Raw genomic sequence first — 24,751 nt, forward strand, 5'->3', positions numbered from 1 at the left:
CGTAGATGTCGCAATCCACACCGAACCCAGAAGGCCCTCACCCGTTCAAGCACCCAGCACGCGTGTCACCAACGTCCCGGGACAGCACAGCTAGCTCCTGTCGTCCCGCTCGCACACGAAGACGGCCGTGCCGGGGATCAGGTTTCCGCGCAGCGGCGACCAGCCGCCCCACTCGGACGTGTTCCAGGCCGGCCACTCGGGCTCGACCAGGTCGACCAGCCGGAAGCCCGACGCGACGACGTCCCGGACGCGGTCGCCCAGCGTGCGGTGGTGTTCCACGTAGACCGCGCGGCCCTCCTCGTCCTGCTCGACGTAGGGCGTGCGGTCGAAGTACGAGCCCGACACCGACAGGCCCTCGGGGCCCGGCTCGTCCGGGAAGGCCCAGCGGATCGGGTGCGTCACCGAGAACACGAGACGGCCCCCGGGCCGCAGCACCCGGTGCACCTCGCGCAGCACCTGGCGTGGATCGGCCACGAAGGGCAGCGCCCCGTAGGCGGAGCAGGCCAGGTCGAAGGAGCCGTCCGCGAAGGGCAGCGCACCGGCGTCGGCGCACACCAGCGGGAACGATCCGCCGATCCGCAGCGCGTGCTGCAACTGCCGGTGCGAGATGTCCAGGGCCACCGGACGCGCCCCTTGCGCGGCCAGCCAGCGCGAGCACTGGGCGGCGCCGGCGCCGATCTCCAGCACGTCCCGGCCCTTCAGCTCCTCCGGCGGGCCGAGCAGCTCCGCCTCCACCTCGTCCAGGCCCTCGGGGCCCCACACGAAGCGGTCGTCGCCGAGGAACGTGCCGTGCTCGGTCTGGTACTCGTCCGCGTTGCGGTCCCACCAGCCGCGGTTGGCGCGGGAGCTCTCCGTGACGCCGGCGCTGCGCCGGGTGGCCTCGGGTTCGGACGGTTCAGGCTCTTGGATGATCGGCTCCCTCGTCGTACTCTTCCGTCCAGCCGGTCCCGGAGGTCACGAAGGGGTCGTCCAAGGGCCCGCGTGGCCTCGGACGACACGACTTGTGCCGGGTATGCGGGTGTTCCGCCCCGCGTGGGCGGCTTCGCGCATTGACCCTGCCCGGCTGCCCCCGTATGCTACAAGTTGCGCTGCGGGCCTGCGCACCTCAGACGTAGCAGGCTGCGCTCGCATCTGTATGTATGTCCCCTCGGTTGTCGAGGCGCCACCGATCTTGTGTGGCGCTTCCTTGGCTGTCCGGCTTCTGCAGAGCGAAACGGGCTCCCGGCGTAGCAGTACCTACGACTTCAATGTCCGTACCGGAGCCCTTTCCCACATGACGAGCAGCACCGAGACCACCGCCACCACCCCGCAGGTAGCGGTCAACGACATCGGTAACGAGGAAGCCTTCCTCGCCGCGATCGACGAGACGATCAAGTACTTCAACGACGGCGACATCGTCGACGGCGTCATCGTGAAGGTCGACCGGGACGAGGTCCTGCTCGACATCGGTTACAAGACCGAAGGTGTGATCCCGAGCCGCGAGCTCTCGATCAAGCACGACGTCGACCCGAACGAGGTCGTCGCCGTCGGCGACGAGATCGAGGCCCTCGTCCTCCAGAAGGAGGACAAGGAAGGCCGCCTGATCCTCTCGAAGAAGCGCGCCCAGTACGAGCGTGCCTGGGGCACCATCGAGAAGATCAAGGAAGAGGACGGGATCGTCACCGGTACCGTCATCGAGGTCGTCAAGGGTGGTCTCATCCTCGACATCGGCCTCCGTGGCTTCCTCCCGGCCTCCCTGGTCGAGATGCGCCGCGTCCGCGACCTCCAGCCCTACGTGGGCAAGGAGCTCGAGGCCAAGATCATCGAGCTGGACAAGAACCGCAACAACGTGGTCCTGTCCCGCCGTGCCTGGCTGGAGCAGACCCAGTCCGAGGTCCGCCAGACGTTCCTCACCACCCTCCAGAAGGGTCAGGTCCGTTCCGGCGTCGTCTCCTCGATCGTCAACTTCGGTGCCTTCGTGGACCTGGGTGGCGTCGACGGTCTGGTCCACGTCTCCGAGCTGTCCTGGAAGCACATCGACCACCCGTCCGAGGTCGTCGAGGTCGGCCAGGAGGTCACCGTCGAGGTCCTCGACGTCGACATGGACCGCGAGCGTGTCTCCCTGTCGCTGAAGGCGACCCAGGAAGACCCGTGGCAGCAGTTCGCCCGCACCCACCAGATCGGCCAGGTCGTGCCCGGCAAGGTCACGAAGCTGGTTCCGTTCGGTGCGTTCGTCCGCGTGGACGAGGGCATCGAGGGTCTGGTCCACATCTCCGAGCTGGCCGAGCGCCACGTGGAGATCCCGGAGCAGGTCGTCCAGGTCAACGACGAGATCTTCGTCAAGGTCATCGACATCGACCTCGAGCGCCGTCGCATCAGCCTCTCGCTGAAGCAGGCCAACGAGTCCTTCGGTGCCGACCCGTCGGCGGTCGAGTTCGACCCGACCCTGTACGGCATGGCCGCGTCCTACGACGACCAGGGCAACTACATCTACCCCGAGGGCTTCGACCCCGAGACCAACGACTGGCTCGAGGGCTACGAGAAGCAGCGCGAGGAGTGGGAGCGCCAGTACGCCGAGGCGCAGCAGCGCTTCGAGCAGCACCAGGCGCAGGTCATCAAGTCCCGCGAGGCGGACGCCCAGGCCGCTGCCGAGGGTGGCGACACCGCCGCTCCGGCCGCGTCCGGTGGTGGCGGTTCGTACTCCTCCGAGGGCCCGGACAACTCCGGCGCGCTGGCCTCGGACGAGGCGCTGGCCGCGCTGCGCGAGAAGCTGGCCGGCGGCCAGAGCTGAACGCGCACTGAGCACTAGCTCCTGACCGAGGGGCCGTACCTTCCGGGGTGCGGCCCCTCGGTGCTGCTCGGGTCGCCACCCCGGGCCGCCAAGATCAATAATCTCCTCGGTCCGGGAATGCCCCTGCCCGCAACGGCGTTGTCGCGTGTGGACACGAGGAGGAGCGGTCACTGTGCTTGATCCGCAGGATTTGTACGCATGGGAGCCGAAAGGGCTGGCCGTCGTCGACATGGCGCTCGCCCAGGAGTCGGCCGGACTTGTCATGCTCTACCACTTCGACGGATACATCGACGCGGGCGAGACGGGCGACCAGATCGTCGACCGGCTGCTCGACTCGCTGCCCCACCAGGTCGTCGCCCGATTCGACCACGACCGGCTCGTCGACTACCGCGCCCGCCGCCCGCTGCTGACGTTCAAGCGCGACCGCTGGAGCGACTACGAGGTCCCCGCCATCGAGGTGCGGCTCGTCCAGGACGCCACCGGCGCGCCCTTCCTGCTGCTGTCCGGCCCCGAGCCGGACGTGGAGTGGGAGCGCTTCGCCGCGGCCGTGCGGCAGATCGTGGAGCGGCTGGGCGTGCGCCTCTCCGTGAACTTCCACGGCATCCCCATGGGCGTGCCGCACACCCGGCCCGTCGGCCTCACCCCGCACGGCAACCGCACCGACCTCGTCCCGGGCCACCGCAGCCCGTTCGAGGAGGCGCAGGTACCCGGCAGCGCCGAGTCCCTGGTCGAGTACCGCCTGCTCCAGGCCGGCCATGACGTCCTCGGCGTCGCCGCGCACGTCCCGCACTACATCGCCCGCTCGCCCTACCCGGACGCGGCCCTGACCGTCCTGGAGGCGATCACGGCGGCGACCGGTCTGGTCCTGCCCGGCATCGCCCACGCCCTGCGCTCGGACGCCCACCGCACCCAGACGGAGATCGACCGGCAGATCCGCGAGGGCGACGAGGACCTCACCGCCCTCGTCGAGGGCCTGGAGCACCAGTACGACGCGGTGGCCGGCGCCGAGACCCGCGGCAACATGCTCGCCGAGCCGGTGGACATCCCGTCGGCGGACGAGATCGGCCGGGAGTTCGAGAAGTTCCTGGCGGAACGAGAAGGCGACAACTGACCCGGCCGCCGCACCGGTTGCGCACCCTCTGCCCGGCGCCCCCGGCGCAGCGTCTAGGCTGCGGCCATGCTGAAGGTGGGCCTGACCGGCGGCATCGGCGCCGGCAAGAGTGAGGTGTCACGGCTGCTCGTGGAGTGCGGAGCCGTGCTGATCGACGCGGACCGCATCGCCCGGGAGGTCGTCGCGCCGGGGACGCCGGGGCTCGCCGCGGTGGTGGAGGCCTTCGGCGAGGAGATCCTCGCCGAGGACGGTGGCCTGGACCGGCCCAGGCTCGGCTCCCTCGTCTTCGCCGACCCGGCGAAGCTCGCCACCCTCAACGCGATCGTGCATCCGCTGGTCGGCGCCCGCTCCCGCGAGCTGGAGGAGGCCGCCGCCGAGGACGCGATCGTCGTCCACGACGTCCCCCTCCTCACCGAGAACGGCCTGGCACCGCTGTACGACGTGGTGATCGTCGTCGACGCCGGCCCCGAGACCCAGCTCGACCGGCTCGTACGGCGACGGGGCATGACCGAGGAGGACGCCCGTGCGCGGATGGCCGCCCAGGCGACCCGGGAGCAGCGCCGCGCGATCGCGGACATCGTGATCGACAACGACGTGCCGCTGGAGGATCTGGAGCGCCGGGTGAAGGACGTGTGGGCCGAGCTCGTGCGCAGGTCCCAGGCGTCCCGGCAGTCCCCTGCGGAATAGCGGCACCGCCGGGGGGCGTTGAACCGGGGGAGTGAGGGAAGGACTCTGCCGTGCCCGAGACCAGCGGTTCGACCGGACGTACCCCGGAGACGCACGTCATCGACTTCCGTGCCGCCGAGCAACTGCTCGCGGCGCGTGACCCGCGGGGTGCGGTGAAGCTGCTCGACGAGGTCGTCGCCGCGCACCCGGAGAACACCGCCGCTCGGCTGCTGCGCGCGCGTGCCTTCTTCGCGGCGGCGCAGCTGAGGCCGGCGGAGCTGGAGTTCTCGATCGTGCTGGAGCGCGAGCCGGACAACGCCTTCGCGCACTTCGCACTCGCCCGCACCTTCGAACGACAGGGCCGTCCCGACCAGGCGAAACGTCACTTCCGCCTGGCGGCCGCGCTGGACCCGAACCCCGAGTTCCTGAAGGCGGCGCGCTTCGACTCGTGAGGGCGTGCTCGCGGCGGCCGCGGGCCCGGGGCCTGTCTCCCGGAGGCCTTGGGTGGAGGGCCTTCGCCCTGGAGGCCTTCGTCCTAGGGGTCTTCGCCCTAGAGGCCTTCGCCCTGGGAGCGGTCGTCCGGCGGCGGGTTCTCCGGCGGCCGGGGGCTCTCCGGACGGTGATCCTTCGAGCGGTGGTTTTTCGAAGGCTGGTCCTTCGAAGCCTGGTCCTTCGAAGGCTGGTCCTTCGAGCGGTGGTCCGGCACGCCGTGGTCAGGCGAACCGTGGTCCGTCGGCCTGCCACCCGTCGACAGGTCGTCCACCGGCCGGTAGGGCGGGATGCCCGGGCCCGGCTGGTAGTGCGGGCCCTGGCGGATGTGCCGGAGGACGACCACGAGGTCGATCGTGACGACCAGCAGCAGCACGCCGCAGGCGATGGCCCAGCCGGACCGCCCGGCGAGCGCGAACGCGACCGTCCCGGCGACCGCCCAGACCAGCCCCCACAGGCTCAGCCAGAAGCGGGCCCGCAGTGCGCTGCGCGCCGTCCTCGGTTCACTGCCCGTACGCATCGTTCGATCACCACTCCTCCGGGAAACGTACTCTTCGTCGCGGGGCTTCACCAAGGCCGACAGGGGAGCCGCGCATGCTGCCGGACGCCGACGCCCTGCCGGGGATTCTGCTCGACCAGGCGGTGCCGCACGAGGACATCGACGACCTGGTCGCGCTGCGGCGGACGCTCACCCCGGATTCGGACCCGGACCCAGTACCCCGTACCTGTGTGTGCGGATGCGGGACGGCTGTTGGACAGCGATGAGTTCCGGAGCGCGGGGCGGTCCACCTCTGCGACACCGGCACGGGCCGCACGGCACGACGGAGCGCGTGGCCCGCGCGGACCGCTTCCCAGGGAGACCCTCATGTCCGAGACCACCGCTTCCGCAGCCCCCTCCACCGCTTCGTCCCTCCCGACCGGCGTCGTCGGCGGCGCGTCCGCGACGCCGTGGGGGCGGCGCGCCCGGATCGCGCTGCGCGGCCTTCAGGTCCTGCTCGCCCTCTTCTACGCGATCGCCAGCGCCCTGCCCAAGCTGATCGGGCACGAGTCGGCCGCCGGGTCCTTCGAGCGACTCGGCTGGGGCAGTGCGGGGATGTACACGATCGGTGTGCTCGAACTGGCCGGGGCGGTCGCCCTGTTGGTCCCGGTGCTGCAGTCGGTGGCGGCGGTGGCGCTGGGCGCGTTGATGGTGGGCGCGTTCGTCGTGCAGACAACCGTGCTCGACGGGGAGCACGCGGCGACGCCCCTCATCCTGGTCGTGCCGCTCGCCCTCATCGCCTGGGCGCGACGGGGGCACAACGCGGATCTGGTGAGGCTGCTGCGGCGGAGCGCGTGAGGTCGCCCGGCTGGGACCGACCGGGGCCGAGCCCGGTCAGGGCCTCGGCTTGCGCGACCCGCTGTCCGGTCCGGGGCCGAACCCACGTCCCGGTCCGGGGCCGAAGCCGCCGGCGGGGCCCGGGCCGGGCATGCCGCGCAGGCGTTCCAGCTCGCGGCGGTCCCGCTTGGTCGGGCGGCCCGCGCCGCGGTCGCGGATGCCGGCGGGGGCGACGGCCTCGCGGGGCGGGGGCGGCGGGGAGTTGTCGATGTAGCACTGCGCGGCCACGGGTGCGCCGACGCGCTTGCGGATCAGCCGGGTGACGACGACGATCCGCTCCCGGCCTTCGTGCCGAAGACGGACCTCGTCACCGACGCGTACGCCGTGGGCGGGCTTCACGCGTTCGCCGTTGACCCGCACGTGACCTCCCCGGCAGGCGGTGGCGCCCAGCGAGCGCGTCTTCACGAGACGCACGGACCAGATCCAGCTGTCGACCCGGACGGTCTGGCCGCCCTGCGGACCGGCGGCCTCGGCAGCGGCGATGGCGGCGGCGACCTTCGGGTCCGGCACCTTCGCCTGGCCCGGTCCGGAGTCGGCGTGCGGGATGGCGGGCCGCTCGGCACCGGCGGGTGCGTCGGGTGTGATCTCCCCCGTCTCCCCGGTTCCTCCGGTTCCGGTCGTCCTGCCGTACTCCGCATCTCGAGAAGCCATGTGTCCGACCTTAGCCCTCCGGAACGGCCGAGCGTGCGGGGATCATCGGTACCGAACGGGAGCACGGCCCGAGTCGCCAAAAATAATTTTGCAAAAAGTCTTCTGTCGACGTGTGCGGGCGCTCTAACCTCCCGTCATGGACAGCGACGAGCACCGCCGCGTACTCGACCCCGAGCACGACACCGCCGCCCTCAAGGCCCTCACCCACCCCTTGCGGATCCGGTTGCTCGGGCTGCTGCGGCAGGACGGGCCAGCGACGGCCAGTGAGCTCGCGGCGCGGACGGGGGAGTCGTCGGCGTCGACCAGTTACCACCTGCGAGTGCTGGCGAAGTACGCGTTCATCGGCGAGGCCGAGCACCGGGACGGTCGGGAGCGGCGGTGGCGGGCGCTGCACACCGTGACTTCCTGGAGCAACGAGTCGATGGAGTCCTCCGCGGCCGGCCGTGCCTTCGTCGGGCTGGCGCGGCGGCGGCAGATCGAGCACCTGGAGTCGTCCCTCGCCCGGCACGAGGCGGACATGGCCGCGGGGCGGTTCGGCCAGGAGTGGGTGGAGCCGTCCGGGATCAGCGATCTCATGCCCCGGCTGACGGCCGAGTCGCTCACCGAGCTCTGGGGGACGATCGCCGGGAAACTGGAGGAACTGACCGCCCGGGACGCGGACGACCCGCGCGCCGAGCACGTCATGTTCCTCACCGCCGGACTGCCGCTCGCCCCGCCCGAGCGCACCGCGGGCGACCCGGCCGGGCAACACGGGGGCCAGGGGGCCCGAGGGGGCCACCAGGACGAGGCGCGAGAGGTCCCAGGGGCACACGAGGCCTCCTCGTGACGGACCGGCTGGCCGAGACGCCCGGGATCCCCGGGACACCGGTCCTCTCCGGCGTCCCCGAGCCGTCCGGGCCGACCGGGCCGCGGACCGCCCGCCGTCGTTACGTCACCGTCTGCGCGTTCCTCTGGCTGCCGCCGGGACTGGGGCTGGCCTCGATGGTTCTGCTGTTCGGCGAGCGCGGCTTGTCCCTCGCCGCCGTCGCGGGGCTGTTCGCCGCCCACTCGCTCACCGTGGCCGTGCTGGAACTGCCCACCGGCGGCCTCTCCGACGTCCTCGGGCGGCGCCCGGTGCTCGCCCTGGCCGGCGTGCTCAACGTGGTCGCCTTCACCGTGCTCGGCCTCGGCACCGCCGTCTGGGTACTCGCCGCGGGCATGGTGCTCATGGGCGCCGCCCGCGCCCTGGCCAGTGGGACCGCGGAGGCCTGGTACGTCGACACCGTCCACCGATCCTCCGGCCCCGACGCCGAGTTGCGCACCGGGCTGGCGCGCGGCGGTACCGCCACCTCCGCGGCGCTCGCGGCGGGCCTCCTGATCGGCGGCGGCCTGCCCTGGCTGCTGGGCCTCGGACCCGACGCCGGAGCCCGGCTGAGCGAGGCGACCTCCGGGGCGGTGCTGCCGTTGTCCGTCCCCCTCCTGCTGGGAGCGGTGCTGCGGATCGTCTTCGTCGGCTACGTGCTGACCGCCCTGCGGGAACCGCCGCGGCCACCGGCCACACCGCGCTCCGTGGTGCGCGGTGTCCCCGTCACCGTGCTGAGCGGGGTGCGGCTGGGCGGACGGGACGCGCTGGTGCGCCGGGTCCTGCTCACGGCCGCGGCCGTCGGCAGCGCCCTGGCCGCCGTCGAACTGCTCGTCCCGGGCCGCACCGTCGAGCTGACCGGTGGTACCGGCTCGGGAGCGCTGGTCTACGCGGTGCTGGCCTGCGCGGGCTTCGTCTGTTCCGGGATCGGCAGCCACCTGGCGCCGCTCGCCGCCCGGGTCACGGGCAGTGGTGAGCGGGCCGTGCTGGGGTGTCTCGCGACCGGCGCGGGCGGACTGCTGCTGCTCGGCCTCACCGCGTCCGCCGCGCACCCGGTCGCGACGGCCCTCGCGGTGGCCGGCTTCGGACTGGTGTACCTCGGTCTGGGCGCGGCGTCCCCGAACGGAAACGAACTGCTGCACCGGCGTGTCCCCGGTGCGAACCGCGCCACCGCCCTGTCCGTGCAGTCCCTCGCCCAGCAGCTCGTGGGCGCGCTCACCGGCCTGGTCGTCGGTGCCCTGCGGCCGGGGCCGTTGCCCTGGTTGCTGACGGGTACGGTCCTGCTGGCCGGGGCCCTCCTCTGGCTCCGGCGGGTCCGGCCGTCCCCGACCCCGTGCCCGCCGTGCCCCGCGCGGGGGCCTACCGTGGAGTGATGGACGCCAGCGGTCTCCCCCTCCTCGACCGGCGCATCGCCGACTGCCGGGCCTGTCCGCGGCTGGTCTCCTGGCGCGAGGAGGTGGCCCGCACCAAGCGGGCCGCCTACGCTGACTGGACCTACTGGGGCCGGCCGGTGCCCGGGTTCGGCCCGGCGGACGCGCGGCTGCTGATCGTGGGACTGGCCCCCGCGGCCCACGGTGGCAACCGCACCGGCCGGATGTTCACCGGTGACCGCTCCGGGGACGTCCTCTACCAGGCGCTCCACGACATCGGGCTCGCCTCGCGGCCCACCGCCGAACACGTGGGCGACGGGCTGGAGTTGTACGGCGTGCGCGTCACCTCACCCGTGCACTGCGCCCCGCCCGGGAACAAGCCCACGCCCGGGGAGCGGGACACCTGCCGCCCCTGGCTCGTGCAGGAACTGAGGCTGCTGCGGCCCACGCTGCGGGCCGTCGTCGTGCTCGGCGGCTTCGGCTGGCAGGCCGCGCTGCCCGCGTTCGCCGAGGCCGGCTGGCCCGTGCCCCGGCCCCGTCCCGCCTTCGCCCACGGCGCCCGGTACCCGCTCGGCGACCTGGACCTCTTCGGCTGCTTCCACGTCAGCCAGCGCAACACCTTCACGGGCCGGCTCACCCCCGCGATGCTGCGTGACGTGCTGCGCAGTGCGGCACGTGCGGCGGGACTCCGTCCCGCCGAGGAGCGGCCGCGGACGGGCGAAGGCCGGCCGGACTAGGGAACCCCGTCCCCGAACAGGTGCCGGACGGTGGAGCGGTAGTTGGTCCGTACGTGCGTCAGCGCGAGCGCGCGGGCCCGGTCCGGGTCCCCCGAGGCGATGGCCTCGTACAGCTCGCGGTGCTCCACGAGGAGCTGGGGCCACTCCTCGTTGCGGCGGGTCATCCAGCGCAGCCGGCCGGCGACCGGCTCCAGGGCCTCGGTCAGCAGGCCGTTGCCGGCCATCGCCATGATGCGGTCGTGCAGACGGCTGTTGACGTCGGTGATCGCCTCGGCGTCCCCGGCCTCGGTGGCGGCGGCCGCGCGGTCCAGCAGCTCCCGGACCTCGGCCAGGTCCTCGGGGGTCGCGCGGGACGCGGCGAGTCCGGCGGCGTAGACCTCCAGGGCCTCACGCAGTTCGAACAGTTCCTTGACGTCGGTCGGGGTGAGACGGCGCACGACCGTGCGGCGGGGCGTCTCGAAGTGGACGAAGCCCTCGGCGACGAGGGAGCGGATGGCCTCCCGGACCGGCACCCGCGAGACGCCGAAACGCTCCGCCAGCTCGCGTTCCACCAGGCGGTCGCCGGGGCGCAGGCTGCCCGCGATGATCTCCCGGCGCAGTGCGGCCGTGACGCGTTCGCGTACCGCTCCGAGGGGTTCGATCTTCGTCATGCGCCCATCTTCGTCGACGCGGGGCGTCTTTTACGGAGCGTTAACGAGAGCGACATCGGTCAGAACGGTTGACGGGGAGACCATGAGCGCAGTTTGGTATACCAACCCCCCCCACTGGGCGGCTGCCCCATCGAACGGCTGCCGGTCGAGCAGTCGCCCTTCGAGCAGTCCCCGCCGAGCATTCCCCGTCCCCTTGCTCAGGGAGGCCCCGTGTCCCTCGCCGACCGTGCCGCGACCACCGGCACCCCCGCGTTCGTCCCCGACCCCCGGCTCACCAACGAGGACCTCGCGCCCGCCGGGAAGCGCAACTGGAAGGTCTTCGACCTCTTCGCCATGTGGATGTCCGACGTCCACAACCTCGGCAACTACACCTTCGCCGCCGGACTGCTCTTCCTCGGCATGAACGTGTGGCAGATCTTCACGTCCCTGCTCGTCGGCTTCGTGATCATCTACATCGGCATGAACTGGATGGGGAAGATCGGCCAGCGCCACGGCGTGCCGTTCCCGGTGGTGAGCCGTATCGCCTTCGGTGTCTGGGGCGCCAACATCCCGGCGCTGATCAGGGCCGTGATCGCCATCATGTGGTACGGCATCCAGACCTACCTCGCCTCCGTCGCCGTCAACGTCATGCTGCTGGCGGCCTGGCCGGGCCTGGAGTCCTGGACGCACACCTCCTTCCTGGGCCTGGACGCGCTCGGCTGGGTCTCCTTCGTCGCCCTGTGGCTGGTGCAGGCGGCGATCATCAGCCGCGGCATGGAATCGGTGCGCAAGTTCCAGGACTTCTGCGGTCCGGCGATCTGGCTCGTGATGATCGTGCTGGCCGTGTGGATCCTGGCCAAGGCCGGCTGGACGATCTCCCTCACCTCCACCCCGCACCCGGTGTCCGTCGGCGAGCAGTGGCGCCAGTGGTTCGGCGCGATCGGACTCGTCCTGGCCACCTACGGCACGCTGATGCTCAACTTCTGCGACTTCTCCCGGTTCGCGCCCGACTACCGGTCCGTCAGGCGCGGCAACTTCTGGGGCCTGCCGATCAACTCCACGGCCTTCGTGATCGTCTCCGTCATCGTCACCGCGGGCGCCTTCGAGGTCTTCGGCAAGGAGATCACCGACCCCGCCCATCTGGTCGCCGAGATCGGCAACACCTGGGTGCTCGTGCTGGGCGCGCTGACCTTCGCCATCGCCACCATGGGCGTCAACATCGTCGCCAACTTCGTCTCCCCGGCGTACGACCTCGCCAACGTCTGGCCGCAGAAGATCACCTTCAAGGTCGGCGGCATGATCAGCACGGTCGCCGCGCTGCTGGTCACCCCCTGGAACCTCTTCTCCAGCCCGACCGTCGTCAACTACTTCCTCGGCGGTCTCGGCGCCTTCCTGGGCCCGCTGTTCGGCGTGATCATGGTCGACTACTACTGGGTCAAGCGCGGCCGCGTGAACGTCGACGAACTGTTCGACGCCACGCCCGGCTCCCGCTACCACTACCGCCGGGGCGTCAACCCCAAGGCCCTGTGGGCGTTCCTGCCGGCGGCCGGTGTCGCGGCGGTGCTCGCCCTGGTGACGACGTTCGGCGCCGTGGCGCCCTACTCCTGGTTCATCGGCACGGCCATCGCGGCCGGACTGTACGCGGCGCTGTGCCGCCCCGAGCGCGCCACCGCGGAGGTCTGAGAGACGTGCGGATCGTCGTCACCAACTGCAACACCACGCAGGAGATGACCGAGGAGATCGTGCGAGGTGCCCGGGCCGCCGCAGGCCCGGGCACCACCGTGACCGGACTGACCCCCGCCTGGGGGCCCGCCTCCGCGGAGGGCTGGCTCGACAGCTACCTGTCGGCGGCGGCCGTCCTGGACACCCTGCGGACCTACGACGGGCCGCCGTACGACGCCGTGGTGATGGCCGGGTTCGGGGAGCACGGGCGCGAGGGCGTACGGGAGCTGGTGGACGTCCCGGTCGTCGACATCACCGAGGCGGCGGCCCATCTGGCCTGCCTGCTGGGCCGCCGCTACGGGGTGGTCACCACACTGGAGCGGTCCCGGGGCCAGATCGAGGACAGCCTGGAGACGGCGGGCGTCGCGCGGAACTGCGCCGCGGTCGTCGGCACGGGCCTGAACGTGCTCGACCTCACTGACGACGAGCGCACGGAGACGGCGTTCCTCGCCGCCGCCGAGCGGGCGTGCGCGGCCGGGGCCGAGGTGCTGGTGCTGGGCTGTGCCGGCATGACCGGCCTGCAGCGCGCGGTCGGGGAGAAGCTCGGCCTGCCGGTCGTCGACGGCGTCGCGGCGGCGGTGAAACTGGCGGAGTCGCTGGTGGCGCTGGGACTGACGACCAGCCGGGTGGGCAGCTACGCCGAGCCGCTGCCGAAACGGAGAGTGTGGGGGAGGGCGGACGGGGGCGGCTCATGAGGGGCCGTCGCCCGTGACGTCGGACGGGCCGTCGTGTGCGACGTCGGACGGGCCTTCGCCGTCTCCCGGGGCGCCGGACGGGGCATCGAGTGCGACGTCGTCGTGGTGGGCCCCGTAGAGATCCACCTGGCGGGCCATGACCTCGCGCATCGAGGTGCCGCGCGGGACGCCGTACACGGTCCCGGGAAAGTCCAGCGCCTCCTGGATCTGCCACAGTTCGTCGTGCTCGCCGGGCGCGAACAGCCGCGCCCGGGGTGCTCCCGCCGCGATCCAGCCGATGGGCAGGACGGTGCCGGGCGGGAGCACCGAGTTCACGTGCAGCACGCTGTGGATGCGCAGTTCGGACCCGGCGCCAGCGACGGCCCCGGGGAAGACGCAGGCGCCGGTGGCCACGAAGACCTCGTCCTCCAGCGTGCCGCCGTTGACGTGCGCGTGCGGCCCGACGAGCACGGCGCCACCGAGCACGGCGGGGTGCCGGGCCCGCCCCCGCACCAGCGCGTTCTCCATGACGACGACGTCCGAGCCCACCCGCACCTCCCCGTCCTCGGCGGTGAGCACGGCCCCGTGCAGCACCCGGCTGCGCTCACCGAGGACGACGCCCCCGCACAGCACGGCCGTCGGGGCGACGTACGCGGACTCGGGGACGACGGGGCGCTGCCCGCGATGCTCGATCAACATGGCGGTCCTCCAAGGGGCGGTCCTGAAGCGGGCGGTCCGCCGGGCGGCGGTCGCCGCCTATCCGGGAACGACGGCCGTGGCCGTGATCTCCACCAGCTGTCCCGAGTACCCGAGGCACGCCACGCCGATCAGCGTCGAGGAGTGCGGACCGGCACTGAGCCCCGACGCCTCGACGACGGCCCAGACGGCGGACAGGACCGACGGTTCGCTGCTCACCACGTACACGTCGGTCGTCACGACGTGCTCCACATCGCTGCCGACGGCGCGCAACTGCTCGCGCAGATTGCTGATCACCTGCTCGGCCTGCCGCACGGGATCCCCGGGGCCGACCACCTCCCCCCGGGCGTCCAGGGGCACGGACCCGGCGAGGAAGGCCAGCCGTGCGCCGGCCTCGACGACCGAGACGTGGGAGTAGGCGGGCGGCGGGAAGAGGCTCGGGACGGTGACACGGCGGATCACGTGAGGGCTCCGATCTGCGCACGACGACGCTGCGGAAACGGCAACCGGGCAACCTGCCGATCATGCGTGTCCCGGCCGTCCGAGCGCACCCGTATTTCGCCGTGCCGGGTCCGGCGGGGGAGCGGACGGTGCCGTCAGCCGGCCCGCGCGAACTGGACGCGGGTCGGCTGTAGCGCGTCCGGGCGTACGGTGACGCCGTCGACGGTGAGCTGTTCGCCGTGGATGTCGGTGAGCCGGAGGGGGCCGCCGCAGCCGGTGCCGTCGGGGGAGAGGAAGTAGTTGTACTCCGTGCGGGTCAGCCGCTGCCAGCCGCCGCCGGTGCGGACCTCCAGGCGGGCCAGGGGGTTGCGGTGCCCCAGGGCCTGGATGCCGCACCAGTGGCGGCTGGAGCCGGTCTTGTAGCGGATCGAGATCGTGCCGGAGGTGGCGGGGCTCAGCAGGCTCCAGCTGATCGGTATCCGGCCCGCGGACAGCCCGGCGAGCTTCGCGAACGCCTCCTTGCTGAGGTCCAGCTGCCCGGGGGCGCAGGGCAGGGGGCATTCGTTGGTGACCCGGACCGTGACGGAGGCGCCGTTCGCCGCGCGGACCAGCAGGTGGGCCCCGCACGCCGCGGACGTCTCGTAGTCGGTGTGGTTCATCGCCGCGACCATGAGGTCGGGGCTCGGGCCGTACGAGCAGGCGCCGTCACCGTCCGCGGCGTCGTAGTGGGTGGCGATGCCCCGGTAGGTGACGCCGGGCTCGACGCGGCCCGCGAGCGGCGCCGGGCCGGACGCCTGCCGTGCCGGGGTCCGCGGCGTGGGGGCGGGCGAGCGGCGCGCCGGGGTGGCGGCCGGCGGGGGCGTCCGGGTGGGAGAGGCGGTGGAGGGTTCCGGCTTCGCCTCCGGGGCGGGCGCCGGCTTGCCGGCCGTGGGCGTGCCGCTCCGGCGGCCGTGGACCTCGGAGCCGGCCGCCGTACGGACGGTGTCCGGCGCACCGCCGGGGCGGAGCGCCACGACGAGGGAGACGACGAGCCCCACCACCGCCACGGCGGCGGCACAGAGCAGCGCCGTGCGCCGCTCACGCGGACGACGGGGACGGCGGTGGGATGCGGGTGCCACGGATGAGCCCTTCGAGTCCTTGCGCGGTTCGGGAGACGCGCGCTTCCGACTCGTCAGTGGCCACCGGGCCCGGGAAGGTTGCCGTGGACGGCACTCCGGTCACGCCACGCCGGTCACGGCACGGGGGCCGCGGGGCCACGGGACCGTGTATCCAGGGGATTGCGTACATAAAGAACGCGGCCGTCGAGGTCGTCCGTCACGTTCCGGAAACCTTCCCTCCGGGAACCCCGCCTACCGTGGAGGTCACACCACGCCCCGGCCACCGTCGCCCGAAGGCCCACCCCCGCCTCCGACCGGACGACAGGAGCCCCGTGTCCCGCCGCCCCGCCCCGCACCTCCCGCCCTGGCTCGCGCACGCCCTGCGCGCTCAGCGGGGCCCGGTGCCCTGGAACGCGGTGACACGGGGAGCCCTGTCGGCCGGGCCGCTGCTGCTCGTGGCCGTCGGGACCGGGCACACCACCCTCGGAGTCGTCGCCGCCATCGCCGCCATGCTCGCCGGGATCAACGACCGGCCCGGGAGCCGGCGGGCCTCGGTCAAGCGGCTCGGGGTGCCCGCGCTCGGCGGTGCCCTGGGGCTGGTCGTCGGCACCTACGCCGGGCAGGAGACCGGCGCGGTCGTGCTCACCGCGCTGTTCACGGTCGTCGGGCTGGTCGCCGGCGGGATCAGCGCGGTGGGACCCGTCGCGTCCGCCACCGGCACACAGCTGCTCGTCGGCGTCGCGGTCGGGGCCGGGATGCCCCTGCCGGATCCGGGCTGGGAACGCGCGCTGGCCTTCCTCGCCGGCGCCGGCTGGCTGCTCGGCCTGCGGCTGGCGCTGCCCACGCCCGGGTCATTCGCCGGGGACTTCCGGTTCGACGGGGAGCGTGCAGCGGTGGCCGGGGTGTACGACGCCGTCGCCGAGCTCCTCGACGCCGTCGGCGGGCCCGACGCCATCCGCCGCCGGGCCGCGCTGACCGCCGCCCTCGACCACGCCCAGGACGCCCTGGCCGGACCCCGGTTGCGGCGGTACGCCTCCTCCGCCGCCGAGCGGCGGCTGCACGCGCAGTACGCGGCCGCCCTGCCCCTCGCCGAGGCCGCCACCGCGCTGGCCTGGGCGGAGGAGGCCGTGTCCGAGCGGGCCTCCGAGGGCCCCAGGCGGCTCGCCGCCGCCGTACGCGGCAACAGTCACACCGGGCCCCTGCCCGCTCCCTCCCGCTCGGCGCCCGCCCTGCGCGCCCTCGACGACGCCCTGCTGCACGCCGCCGAGGTGTTCGACCAGGGCCGGGGCGGGGACCTGCACACCCGGCCCCGGTCCACCGGGAACCGGTTGCGCGCCGCCTTCGGAGACGCCGGACGCGAGTACGGGCTGCGCGTCGCCCTCTGCTTCGGGGCCAGCGCGGCCGTGGCCCAGGCCCTGCACCAGAGCCGGTGGTACGGGCAGCACGAGCACTGGTACTGGCTGCCCGCCACCGCCGTCTTCCTGGTCAAGCCCGACCTGGGGCCGCTCGCCTCCCGCGTGCTGAACCGGGCCGCCGGGACCGTGCTCGGCGCGCTCCTGTTCGCCGGGTTCGCCGCGGTCCTGCCCAGACCCGAGGGGCTGATCGCGCTGGTCGCCCTCAGCGGCGCGCTGATCCCCGTCGCCACGCGGCACTTCGCCGCCCAGACGGCCGTCGTCACCGTCCTCGTCCTCGCGCTCGTCATGGTCGGCGGCGAACCGCAGGCCTCCGCGGGCCGGATCGGCGAGACGCTGCTGGCCTGCGCGATCGTGCTGATCGCCGGCCACCTGACGATGCCCGGGCAGCGCGGCGGGGGAGTACGCGCCCGGCTCGCGGCGGCGAGCGAGGCCGCGTACGCCTACCTCACCCACGTCCTCGACGAGGCCGACGCCCCGCGCATCGGCAGCGCCGGCACCCCCTCCGACCACCGCGCCACCCGCTGGACCCTGCGCCGCGAGGCGTACCGCACCCTCGCCGAGGCCCGTACGGCCGTCTCCCTCGCCGCCCACGAACTGCCCGCCCTCGCCCGGCACACCGAGGGCGCGGACGAGGTGGCCGCCCTCCTCGAACGGCTCGTCGACACGACCACCGCCTGCGCGGTGCATCTCGACGACACGGGCCGGATCGGCCCCCGCCACCGGGAACGGCTGGCCGCGGTCCTCACCGAACTCGCCGCCCCGGCGGAACGCCTCGGCCTGCGCCCACCCCGCCCGTCCCTCGCGGGGTAGCACACCCGGCGGCCAGCGCGACCAGTGCGACCGGCGCGGCCGATACGGCCGGCAGGGTCGGCACGGCCGGCACAGCCGCGCCGCCGCGTCACCGGGTGGCGCGGTCCGGCACCCGTCTGCTCAGCCGTCGATCCGTACCCACACCGGCGCGTGGTCCGAGCCGGGCGCGCCCCGCCGCTCCCCGGGGTCGGGGCCGACCGAGGGCAGGGCGGGCGGGCCCTCGCCGGGCAGGCCCGTGCCCGCCGCCGAGGCCCGGCGCACCAGGCGGTGGCTCAGCAGCACGTGGTCGATCAGCTCCCGCCGCCCGGAGTTGACGCGGGACCAGCGCTGCCCGGCCGGGATGAGCGGGGCCACGTTCCACAGGCGTGCCGCGTCGCCCCGGTCCGGCCGGTCGTGGCCCGGCGTGCCGATCTCCGAGCCGGGCGGGCCCAGCAGGATCTGCGTGGTCGCGGCCTGCGCCTCGTCGTTGAGGTCGCCCAGTACCGCCACGTCCCTGCCCTGCCCGTCCCCGTCGAGCAACTCGTCCGCGAGGGCGCGCAGGGCCGTCGCCTCCGCCGCCCGCCGGTACAGCGCGTAGGCGCCGTAGCGGGCGCGTTCGCCCTCGTCGCGGGGGTGGAAGCGGCCGTCCGGGTACGACAGCAGCTTCGACTTCAGGTGGCAGACGGCCACCCGCAGGGGCCCGTCCCCGACCTCCACCGCGAGCACGCCCCGCCCCGCCGCCGTCACCACCGCCCCGGAGTCGTCGACCTGGACGGGCCGCACCTCGGCCGGGAACCCGGCCGTGTCGGCCAGCACCGTCGGCTCCGCCCGGCTGAGGAACCCCACCCGTACGCCCCGGCTGTCCGCGTGCTCGGACAGGACGGTGTGCCAGTCGTCGTCGAGCATCCCGGCCAGGTCCTCGAGGGCTTGCGGGTCGCCCACCTCCTGCACGCCGAGCAGGTACGGGTCGAGTTCCGTGATCACGGCGGCCAGGGCGGCGAGCTTCGCCCCGTACGCGGCCTCGTCCCCCGGGCCGTACGGGCCGCCGGGCCGGTAGAGGTTCTCCAGGTTCCAGGTGCCGAGGAGCATGCCGGGCTCCTTTCCGAAGCCGACCGGCGGGGTGGTGGGGCCAGGGTGCGCGCCCGGCCCGCCCCGCGACAGAGCCGCGGCGAGAAGTGCGGTTCGGCTCATACCGCCCTACGACCTCGTCGTACGTTGGCGTGATGACGCCTTCTGCCGCGGACAGTCCCGCCGAGCTCATCATCAGCGCATGTACGGTCCTCGTGCACGACGATCAAGAGCGGATCGGGTTCCGGGAGGACGCCGCGATCGTCGTACGCGACGGGATCGTCGAGGCGGTCACCGGCAGCGGGGCGGTCGCGGACCTGCCCGCCGCCGAGCGCGTCGACGCCCGCGGCCAGGTGGCCCTGCCGGGCCTGATCAACTGTCACACGCACGCGCCGATGGTCGCGCTGCGCGGCCTCGCCGAGGACCTGCCGACCGAGGAGTGGTTCAACGACGTCGTCTGGCCGGTGGAGTCCAACCTCACCGACCGCGACGTCGCGTTGGGGGCGCGGCTGGCCTGCGCCGAGATGATCCGCGCCGGCGTCACCTGCTTCGCCGACCACTACTTCGCGATGGACGCGGTCGCGGACGTGGTCGCCGAGTGCGGCATGCGGGCGCTGCTGGGCCAGGCCTACTTCTCCCCCCAGGGACGCGAAGGGCGTGAGCGCTCCCTGGACTTCGCGCTGCGCCGGCGCGGCTCGGCCGGCGGGCGCATCACCACCGCCCTCGCGCCCCACGCCCCCTACACGGTCGACGACACCGACCTCGCCGCCACCGCCGGCCTCGCCCGCGAGCACGGCCTGCCCGTGCACCTGCACGCCGCCGAGAACCGCGCCCAGACGGAGACCAGCCTCGCCCGCCGCGGCGCCACCCCCATCGAGGTCCTGCACCGCACGGGCATCCTCGACACGGACGTCCTGCTCGCCCACGGCACCGGCATCGCCGACCGCGACCTGCCCCTGCTGGAACGGGCGGGCGGCCGTACCGCCGTCGCCAGCGCGCCCCGCGGGTACCTCAAGTTCGCCTGGCCCGACACCACACCGGTGCGCGCGCTGCGCGACATCGGCGTCGACGTGGGGCTCGCCACCGACGGCGCCGCCTCCAACAACTCCCTCGACGTCTGGGAGTCCATGGCCCTCACCTCGCTGGTCCAGAAGTCGGCCGAGGGCGATCCGCGCTGGCTGACCTCCCGCCAGGCCCTGCACCACGCCACCCTGCAGAGCGCCCGGGCCGTGGGGCTGGGGGACGTGGTGGGCAGGATCGCGCCCGGGCACAGGGCCGACCTCATCCTGGTCGACCTCACCGGGCCGCACACCCGGCCGGTCCACGACCTCGCCGCCACCCTCGTGCACAGCGTCCGCTCCGCCGACGTGCGCACCACGATCGTCGACGGACGGATCCTGATGCGGGACCGCGAGCTGCTGAGCATCGACGTGCCGGCGGTCGTACAGGAGCTGGAGGACCGGCTGCCCGCGCTCGTGGACCGCAGCCACGGCCGACGCGTCCAGGAGTACGACACCTGAGCCCCCTCAAGGGGGGCGGGACGTCGTCCGGGATTTCTCCGGGGACCTGCCCGGGCGGCGATGAGTTCCGCTCCTCCCGTCGGTCACCACCCCGGACGGACCGTTGTCACAGGAGGGCCCATGTCGCTTCCGGAGATCGTCTCGCGCGAGCAGTGGCGCGCGGCGCGCGCGGAACTGCTGGTGAAGGAGAAGGCCGCCACCCGCGCGCGGGACGCGCTCAACGCCGAGCGGCGCCGACTGCCCATGGTGGAGATCGCCGAGGAGTACGTCTTCGAGGGAGGGGACGGCAAGGCGACCCTGCTCGACCTGTTCGAGGGCCGGCACCAGCTCGTCGTCTACCACTTCATGTTCGCGCCCGAGTGGGACGCCGGGTGCCGCAGCTGTTCCGCATTCCTGGACCAAGTAGGGCATCTCGCTCATCTCGCGGCGCGTGGCACGTCGTTCGCGGCCGTGTCCCGGGCGCCGTACCCGAGGATCCTGCCCTTCAAGGCGCGGATGGGCTGGTCGCTGCCCTGGTACTCGTCGTACGGCAGCGACTTCAACCGCGACTTCGAGGTGACGCTCGAACGCGACGGCGAGCTCGTCGAGCGGCCCGGCCTGAGCTGCTTCCTGCGGGACCGCGACCGCGTGTTCCACACGTACTCGACGTACGAGCGCGGCCTCGACGGCCTCGGCTCGACCACCAGCCTGCTGGACCTCACCGCCCTGGGCCGGCAGGAGGAGTGGGAAGAGCCCAAGGGGCGCGCGTCGGCTCTCGGGGCTCCTGCGGGCAGTGAGCGTGTCCGGTATCACGACGAGTACGACGACTGACACGCAAAGTGAGCAAATCAGCCAAGCGGCTGAGAATTCGCTCACACTTGACGGTGAACGCGTGTCAACTACGTCTCAGAACCATCACTTCCCGAGCCGTTCACCCCATGGTTGGCGTTTAACTCTACGAGTGCAGCGCTACATGGAGGTGCAGGGTGGTGAACGGGCGAACGGTGCTCGAGCGCTTTCCCGCCGGCGGGCCGCGTGGCTCCTGGCCGGCGGAGGAGTTCGCGCAGGCGCGGCGTCTTGAGGGCCTGCCCGCCGAGGTCGTCATGGACCTGGCATCGGACATGTTCCTGGTCATCGTGCGCAGCGCGGACGGCGCCGACGCCACCGCCTGACCCGTGCGGCTCCGTGTTCGGCGGGCGTCCTCAGCCCGCCTTCGGGGCCGGCACCTTCCCGGCCGGCGGGGCCGGCGCGGCGAACTGCTCCGCCTGGAGCGCGTACAGCTCGGCGTACAGCCCGCCGGACTTCAGCAGTTCGTCCGGCGTCCCGGACTCCACGAGCCGCCCCTGGTCCAGGACGTGCACCAGATCCGCGTGGCGTACGGACGCCAGCCGGTGCGTGATCAGCACGACCGTCTGACCGCTGTCGGCCAGGGCGCGGATCCGCTCGAAGACCTCCAGTTCGGCCCGGGCGTCCAGGGCCGCCGTCGGCTCGTCCACGATCAGGATGCGGCCCCTGCGGTAGGCCGCCCGGGCGATGCCCAGCCGCTGCCACTGGCCGCCGGAGAGCTCGTGCCCGCCGGAGAAGTTGCGGGCCAGCAGCGTGTCCAGCCCGCGCGGCAGATCCGCGATCACGGGCTCCGCCCCGGCCTCGGCGATCGACGCGGCCAGCCGCTCCTCGCCGATCGGCGCCGCAGGCCGCCCCAGGGCGACGTTCACCCGGGCCGTGAAGGGCCACCTCTTGAAGTCCTGCGCGACCATCGCGATCCGTTCGGCCAGCCGGTGCCGGTCCGCGGTCGCCGCGTCCACGTCGTCCCACAGGATCCGCCCCCGGTCCGGCTTGTACAGTCCGGCGAGCAGCTTGACCAGCGTTGTCTTGCCGGAGCCGTTCTCCCCGACGAGTGCCACGATCCGGCCCAGCGGCAGGGTGAGCGTGACGTCGTCCAGGGCGGGACGGGCCGAGTCCCCCGGGTAGCGGAACGTGACGTTCTCGAAGCGGATCTCGCGCGGGTCCTCCGGCAGCGCCCGGCCCCCCGCCGGGATGGCCCGCTCAGCCGCCTCCGCGTACAACCGGTGCAGGTCACCGACGAAGAGCGCCTCCTCGTGCAGCGCGTTGACCTCCACCACGAGTGTGTCGAGGCTCTGCGAGCCGGTGCGGATGGCGATCACGGCCGTACCCGCCACGGACAGGGCCATCGCCCCCGCGAGCAGCAGCCAGCCGAGCGTCGCGTACGTCGCCACGGTCGCGAGGCCGGTCCAGGCCGCCGCGATCAGGCCGGTACGGGCGGCGAGCCGGGCGAGCCGGGCCTGCTCGGCCTCCGCCGTCTCCGACATCGCGCGGAAGTGCCGCAGCAGGAACGCGCCCACTCCGTGCACCCGGATCTCGGGGGCCGCCTCCGGCTCGATGAGGAGGTTGCCGAGCAGCCGGCCGGCCCGGACGTGCTGCACCCAGGCGTGGAAGGACTCGTAGCGCCGCCGGGCGACGGTCAGCGCGCTCCAGGCGCTCGGCAGCACCATCGTGGCCAGCAGCGGCAGCAGGGCCGGGTGCAGCACGGTCAGCACGCCGGCGGCCGCGACGAGCGAGATCATCGCGTTGATCACGCGGGTCCCGTACGAGATCATCCGGCGGGCGGAGGCGGCCCCGTACTGCGCGGTGTCCAGCAGCTTGTGGAAGGCGTGGTCCTCGATGGCGGACAGCTCCACGACCGCCGCCCGCTCCAGGTACCGCTCGGTCGCGACCCGCTCCACCTTGGGTTCCAGGCGGCCGGTGGCGTAGGTGCTGGCGGCTCGCAGCAGGGCCGCCAGCAGCATCACGGCGGCCACCGTGACCAGCGCGGGGACGGCCCCGCGCAGCCGGTCCTCGATGGGGCCGGCGACCATCAGCCGGGCCAGCACGCTGTTGACGGCGAGCAGGCTCACGGCCTGCGCCACGCCCCGCCCCGCCTCGGCGGCCAGCACGACGCGCGCGGCGCCCGGGTCGGCCTGCCGGGCGAGCCGGAGGCTGGACGCCAGCAGTGAGGGGAGCCGGGTGACCATGGCGCGGAAGCTCAGTTCGAGGAACGCTTCGGCGTGCTGGTTCCAGCCCATGTCGTAGCGGAGCGGCCCGCCGAAGAGCAGCCGTTCCGACTCGGACACCTCCGGCGCGGTCCGCTTCTTCGCCACCGTCGACCGACCTCCCCGCTCGTCCCGCCGCCCCGGTTCGTCCCGGCTCGTGAGCGGCCACTATCGCGGGGCGGAGACGGCCGGGGCAGGGCGCAGCCCGGGGCGCCGGATGCGCGCGGGCGCACGACGTGACGTGCCGAGGCCCGCGACGGCGCGGGAGGTGGGGCGGGGGTGACGGCGGTGTGCCGCGGGCTCGGCCCGGCAGAAGGGGTGCGGCCCGGGTGGGGGAGGGGCGATGGCTCGGGTGCGGGGGAGGAGGGGGCGGATCGACGCGGGGTGGGTCGTGCCTACGCGCTGACCGGCCGTGACCAGGCGGGAGCCGTCCCCGTCACGCGGCACAGGGTCAGATACAGGGGGATCGGCGGGGTGTACGGAAACGTGCCGTCCGGCCGGTGGATCAGCCGGGGCATCTCCGGCACGTCCGACACGACCGCTCCGGCGGCGTACCGCGCGGGGGCGGGCCACTCCAGGGCGTGGTCGGAGTCCGACGGCACCAGCCACCACCAGTGCGCGGCGTCGGCGTAGACGCAGCCCACGCGGGGCAGACGGGGCATGATCAGCGGGCCGAAGTGGGCGGGCATCGCCACGGCGTCGCAGCCCAGCGGGGTGGTCATGCCCTCGGGTACGGGCAGGCGCAGGACCGGGAGCGGTGTGCGCTGCGCGCGCCGGAGGCGGGCCAGGGTGTCCAGGTGCAGGACCCGGCCGCCGGGCCTCATGCCGGTCCCCGCTCTCGGCGCCGCTCCTGCGGGGGGACCTCCGGGGCGGCGGGATCCGGGTGGGTCCGATGCCGTGCCTGGTGGGTGTCCTCGCCGTCGCCCGGGTCGTCGGACGGGCCGCGCTTGGGGCGCGCGCCCCAGCCGAGGTCGTTGCGGGGTGCGTCCGGGCCGACGGCGCCGGGGTGGCCGGCGTCGACGCGGGGGTCCTTGAGCTCCGGGTCGTCCAGGGCGCCGCTCCAGTCCAGGTCGTTCCAGGTCCCGGCGCCGTCGTCCGGGGTGTCCGCCGTGCGCGGCAGCTCGGCCCAGACCAGCAGCCCGGGCCCGTGTTCGTGGGCACCCCAGGCGTGGCACAGGGCGTCGACGAGGAGCAGTCCCCTCCCGTGCTCCTCCTCGGGCCGGGTCCGGCTGGCGGCGTGGGGCTGGCCCGGGGCGCAGCCCTCGTCGCGCACGGCTATCCGCACCAGGTCGTCGCCGTCGTGCAGCTCGCACACTATGCGGGTGCTCGCCGTGTGCACGATGGCGTTGGTGACCAGCTCGGAGACCACCAGGGCCGCGCTGTCGCACGTGTCCTCGCACACCGACCAGCCGGTCAGCCGGGCCCGTGTCAGGCGTCTGGCCTGCGCGGGAGAGCCCGGATGTGCGGCCAGCTCGAAACGGAACCGGCGCCCGGCAGCCGCCCCGAGGGGGCCTGCTCCCGCGGCGGCGCCGAGCCCGAGGGGGCCTGCGGCGGCGTCTGTTCCTAAGGGCGCGGACGGAATCACGCTTGCCACTATCGCCCCGGCGTGAACACTTGGCAAGTGTCACTCTGAAAATTGCAGAGTGCGGTGTGACGGTCTG

At 73.4% G+C, this 24,751-nt stretch carries 25 protein-coding genes and 1 pseudogene; 15 read left to right on the top strand and 11 right to left on the bottom strand.

All coding sequences use genetic code 11. The annotated features are described in order from the left end of the window. Nucleotides 1-90: 90 nt before the first annotated feature. Nucleotides 91-909 (bottom strand): class I SAM-dependent methyltransferase, encoded by an 819-nt coding sequence (locus tag AC07DA_RS19765; protein WP_479129685.1) that lies wholly within the window; start codon nucleotides 907-909, stop codon nucleotides 91-93. A 364-nt stretch (nucleotides 910-1,273) separates the two neighbouring features. Here AC07DA_RS19765 and rpsA point away from each other — a divergent pair, with 364 nt between their 5' ends. The 4 genes from rpsA (at nucleotide 1,274) to AC07DA_RS19785 (ending at nucleotide 4,999) form a co-directional block, all read left to right on the top strand. Further along, the gene (rpsA, locus tag AC07DA_RS19770) at nucleotides 1,274-2,770 is read left to right on the top strand and encodes a 30S ribosomal protein S1 (protein WP_479129463.1); all 1,497 of its coding nucleotides are present in this window, start codon (nucleotides 1,274-1,276) and stop codon (nucleotides 2,768-2,770) included. Between the two features lie 172 nt (nucleotides 2,771-2,942). Then, nucleotides 2,943-3,881: a PAC2 family protein gene (locus tag AC07DA_RS19775; RefSeq protein WP_479129464.1), complete on the top strand. Its 939-nt coding sequence runs from the start codon at nucleotides 2,943-2,945 to the stop codon at nucleotides 3,879-3,881. A gap of 66 nt (nucleotides 3,882-3,947) precedes the next feature. Then, entirely contained in the window at nucleotides 3,948-4,568 is a 621-nt protein-coding gene (coaE, locus tag AC07DA_RS19780) for a dephospho-CoA kinase (protein ID WP_479129465.1), read from the top strand. A gap of 50 nt (nucleotides 4,569-4,618) precedes the next feature. After that, entirely contained in the window at nucleotides 4,619-4,999 is a 381-nt protein-coding gene (locus AC07DA_RS19785; RefSeq protein WP_309098167.1) for a tetratricopeptide repeat protein, read from the top strand. Between the two features lie 311 nt (nucleotides 5,000-5,310). On the opposite strand, the pseudogene AC07DA_RS19790 reads toward AC07DA_RS19785, so the two are convergent. Further along, a pseudogene (locus AC07DA_RS19790) lies at nucleotides 5,311-5,556 on the bottom strand (DUF6343 family protein); the annotation flags it as partial. A gap of 74 nt (nucleotides 5,557-5,630) precedes the next feature. On the opposite strand from AC07DA_RS19790, the gene AC07DA_RS19795 reads away from it, so the two are divergent. Further along, nucleotides 5,631-5,801, top strand: a complete 171-nt coding sequence (locus tag AC07DA_RS19795; protein WP_479129466.1) for a hypothetical protein — start codon at nucleotides 5,631-5,633, stop codon at nucleotides 5,799-5,801. 100 nt (nucleotides 5,802-5,901) lie between these two features. Continuing rightward, nucleotides 5,902-6,372: a DoxX family protein gene (locus AC07DA_RS19800; RefSeq protein ID WP_479129467.1), complete on the top strand. Its 471-nt coding sequence runs from the start codon at nucleotides 5,902-5,904 to the stop codon at nucleotides 6,370-6,372. A gap of 36 nt (nucleotides 6,373-6,408) precedes the next feature. Here the strand turns inward: AC07DA_RS19800 and AC07DA_RS19805 are convergent, their stop codons facing one another. Further along, entirely contained in the window at nucleotides 6,409-7,062 is a 654-nt protein-coding gene (locus tag AC07DA_RS19805; RefSeq protein WP_479129468.1) for an RNA-binding S4 domain-containing protein, read from the bottom strand. A gap of 136 nt (nucleotides 7,063-7,198) precedes the next feature. Here AC07DA_RS19805 and AC07DA_RS19810 point away from each other — a divergent pair, with 136 nt between their 5' ends. Genes AC07DA_RS19810 through AC07DA_RS19820 form a run of 3 tightly spaced genes read left to right on the top strand, consistent with a single transcriptional unit; the run spans nucleotide 7,199 to nucleotide 10,010 of the window. Next, entirely contained in the window at nucleotides 7,199-7,888 is a 690-nt protein-coding gene (locus AC07DA_RS19810) for an ArsR/SmtB family transcription factor (protein ID WP_479129469.1), read from the top strand. An 8-nt stretch (nucleotides 7,889-7,896) separates the two neighbouring features. Beyond that, nucleotides 7,897-9,276 carry an MFS transporter gene (locus tag AC07DA_RS19815; RefSeq protein ID WP_479129686.1) on the top strand — a complete coding sequence of 460 codons (1,380 nt, stop codon included), beginning with the start codon at nucleotides 7,897-7,899 and terminating at the stop codon, nucleotides 9,274-9,276. After that, complete coding sequence (locus AC07DA_RS19820; protein WP_479129470.1) at nucleotides 9,276-10,010, top strand: uracil-DNA glycosylase; 735 nt, start codon at nucleotides 9,276-9,278, stop codon at nucleotides 10,008-10,010. The genes AC07DA_RS19815 and AC07DA_RS19820 overlap by 1 nt, the downstream gene beginning before the upstream one ends. Here AC07DA_RS19820 and AC07DA_RS19825 read toward each other — a convergent pair. Beyond that, entirely contained in the window at nucleotides 10,007-10,660 is a 654-nt protein-coding gene (locus AC07DA_RS19825; RefSeq protein WP_479129471.1) for a GntR family transcriptional regulator, read from the bottom strand. The genes AC07DA_RS19820 and AC07DA_RS19825 overlap by 4 nt on opposite strands. 210 nt (nucleotides 10,661-10,870) lie before the next feature. Between AC07DA_RS19825 and AC07DA_RS19830 the strand changes: the two genes are divergently transcribed. After that, the gene (locus AC07DA_RS19830) at nucleotides 10,871-12,322 is read left to right on the top strand and encodes an NCS1 family nucleobase:cation symporter-1 (RefSeq protein ID WP_479129472.1); all 1,452 of its coding nucleotides are present in this window, start codon (nucleotides 10,871-10,873) and stop codon (nucleotides 12,320-12,322) included. Nucleotides 12,323-12,327: 5 nt separating this feature from the next. Then, a complete protein-coding gene (locus tag AC07DA_RS19835) occupies nucleotides 12,328-13,056 on the top strand; it encodes an aspartate/glutamate racemase family protein (protein ID WP_479129473.1) in 729 nt (242 codons plus the stop codon). On the opposite strand, the gene AC07DA_RS19840 is transcribed toward AC07DA_RS19835, so the two are convergent. From AC07DA_RS19840 to AC07DA_RS19850, 3 genes are all read right to left on the bottom strand, one after another. Beyond that, on the bottom strand, nucleotides 13,051-13,734 hold the full coding sequence (locus AC07DA_RS19840) for a gamma carbonic anhydrase family protein (RefSeq protein WP_479129474.1): 684 nt from the start codon (nucleotides 13,732-13,734) through the stop codon (nucleotides 13,051-13,053). The two genes, AC07DA_RS19835 and AC07DA_RS19840, sit on opposite strands and share 6 nt — an antisense overlap. A gap of 57 nt (nucleotides 13,735-13,791) precedes the next feature. Further along, a complete protein-coding gene (locus tag AC07DA_RS19845; protein ID WP_479129475.1) occupies nucleotides 13,792-14,193 on the bottom strand; it encodes a RidA family protein in 402 nt (133 codons plus the stop codon). 134 nt (nucleotides 14,194-14,327) lie between these two features. Further along, nucleotides 14,328-15,290 carry an expansin EXLX1 family cellulose-binding protein gene (locus tag AC07DA_RS19850; protein ID WP_479129476.1) on the bottom strand — a complete coding sequence of 321 codons (963 nt, stop codon included), beginning with the start codon at nucleotides 15,288-15,290 and terminating at the stop codon, nucleotides 14,328-14,330. 311 nt (nucleotides 15,291-15,601) lie between these two features. On the opposite strand from AC07DA_RS19850, the gene AC07DA_RS19855 reads away from it, so the two are divergent. Next, nucleotides 15,602-17,494: an FUSC family protein gene (locus AC07DA_RS19855; protein ID WP_479129477.1), complete on the top strand. Its 1,893-nt coding sequence runs from the start codon at nucleotides 15,602-15,604 to the stop codon at nucleotides 17,492-17,494. Nucleotides 17,495-17,614: 120 nt separating this feature from the next. Here AC07DA_RS19855 and AC07DA_RS19860 read toward each other — a convergent pair whose 3' ends face one another. After that, nucleotides 17,615-18,562 carry an endonuclease/exonuclease/phosphatase family protein gene (locus AC07DA_RS19860; protein WP_479129478.1) on the bottom strand — a complete coding sequence of 316 codons (948 nt, stop codon included), beginning with the start codon at nucleotides 18,560-18,562 and terminating at the stop codon, nucleotides 17,615-17,617. 134 nt (nucleotides 18,563-18,696) lie between these two features. On the opposite strand from AC07DA_RS19860, the gene AC07DA_RS19865 reads away from it, so the two are divergent. The 3 genes from AC07DA_RS19865 (at nucleotide 18,697) to AC07DA_RS19875 (ending at nucleotide 21,212) form a co-directional block, all read left to right on the top strand. Then, the gene (locus tag AC07DA_RS19865; protein WP_479129479.1) at nucleotides 18,697-20,061 is read left to right on the top strand and encodes an amidohydrolase; all 1,365 of its coding nucleotides are present in this window, start codon (nucleotides 18,697-18,699) and stop codon (nucleotides 20,059-20,061) included. A gap of 120 nt (nucleotides 20,062-20,181) precedes the next feature. Further along, complete coding sequence (locus AC07DA_RS19870) at nucleotides 20,182-20,871, top strand: DUF899 domain-containing protein (protein ID WP_479129480.1); 690 nt, start codon at nucleotides 20,182-20,184, stop codon at nucleotides 20,869-20,871. A 158-nt stretch (nucleotides 20,872-21,029) separates the two neighbouring features. Then, nucleotides 21,030-21,212, top strand: a complete 183-nt coding sequence (locus tag AC07DA_RS19875) for a hypothetical protein (RefSeq protein WP_479129481.1) — start codon at nucleotides 21,030-21,032, stop codon at nucleotides 21,210-21,212. Between the two features lie 30 nt (nucleotides 21,213-21,242). Here the strand turns inward: AC07DA_RS19875 and AC07DA_RS19880 are convergent, their stop codons facing one another. The 3 genes from AC07DA_RS19880 to AC07DA_RS19890 form a co-directional block, all read right to left on the bottom strand. Beyond that, nucleotides 21,243-23,198, bottom strand: coding sequence for an ABC transporter ATP-binding protein (locus AC07DA_RS19880; RefSeq protein ID WP_479129482.1), 1,956 nt, complete (start codon nucleotides 23,196-23,198; stop codon nucleotides 21,243-21,245). Nucleotides 23,199-23,485: 287 nt separating this feature from the next. Further along, the gene (locus tag AC07DA_RS19885; protein WP_479129483.1) at nucleotides 23,486-23,914 is read right to left on the bottom strand and encodes a hypothetical protein; all 429 of its coding nucleotides are present in this window, start codon (nucleotides 23,912-23,914) and stop codon (nucleotides 23,486-23,488) included. After that, nucleotides 23,911-24,711 (bottom strand): ATP-binding protein, encoded by an 801-nt coding sequence (locus AC07DA_RS19890; protein WP_479129484.1) that lies wholly within the window; start codon nucleotides 24,709-24,711, stop codon nucleotides 23,911-23,913. The genes AC07DA_RS19885 and AC07DA_RS19890 overlap by 4 nt, the downstream gene beginning before the upstream one ends. Nucleotides 24,712-24,751 lie beyond the last annotated feature (40 nt).

This window comes from Streptomyces sp. NPDC044921 (assembly GCF_056432865.1).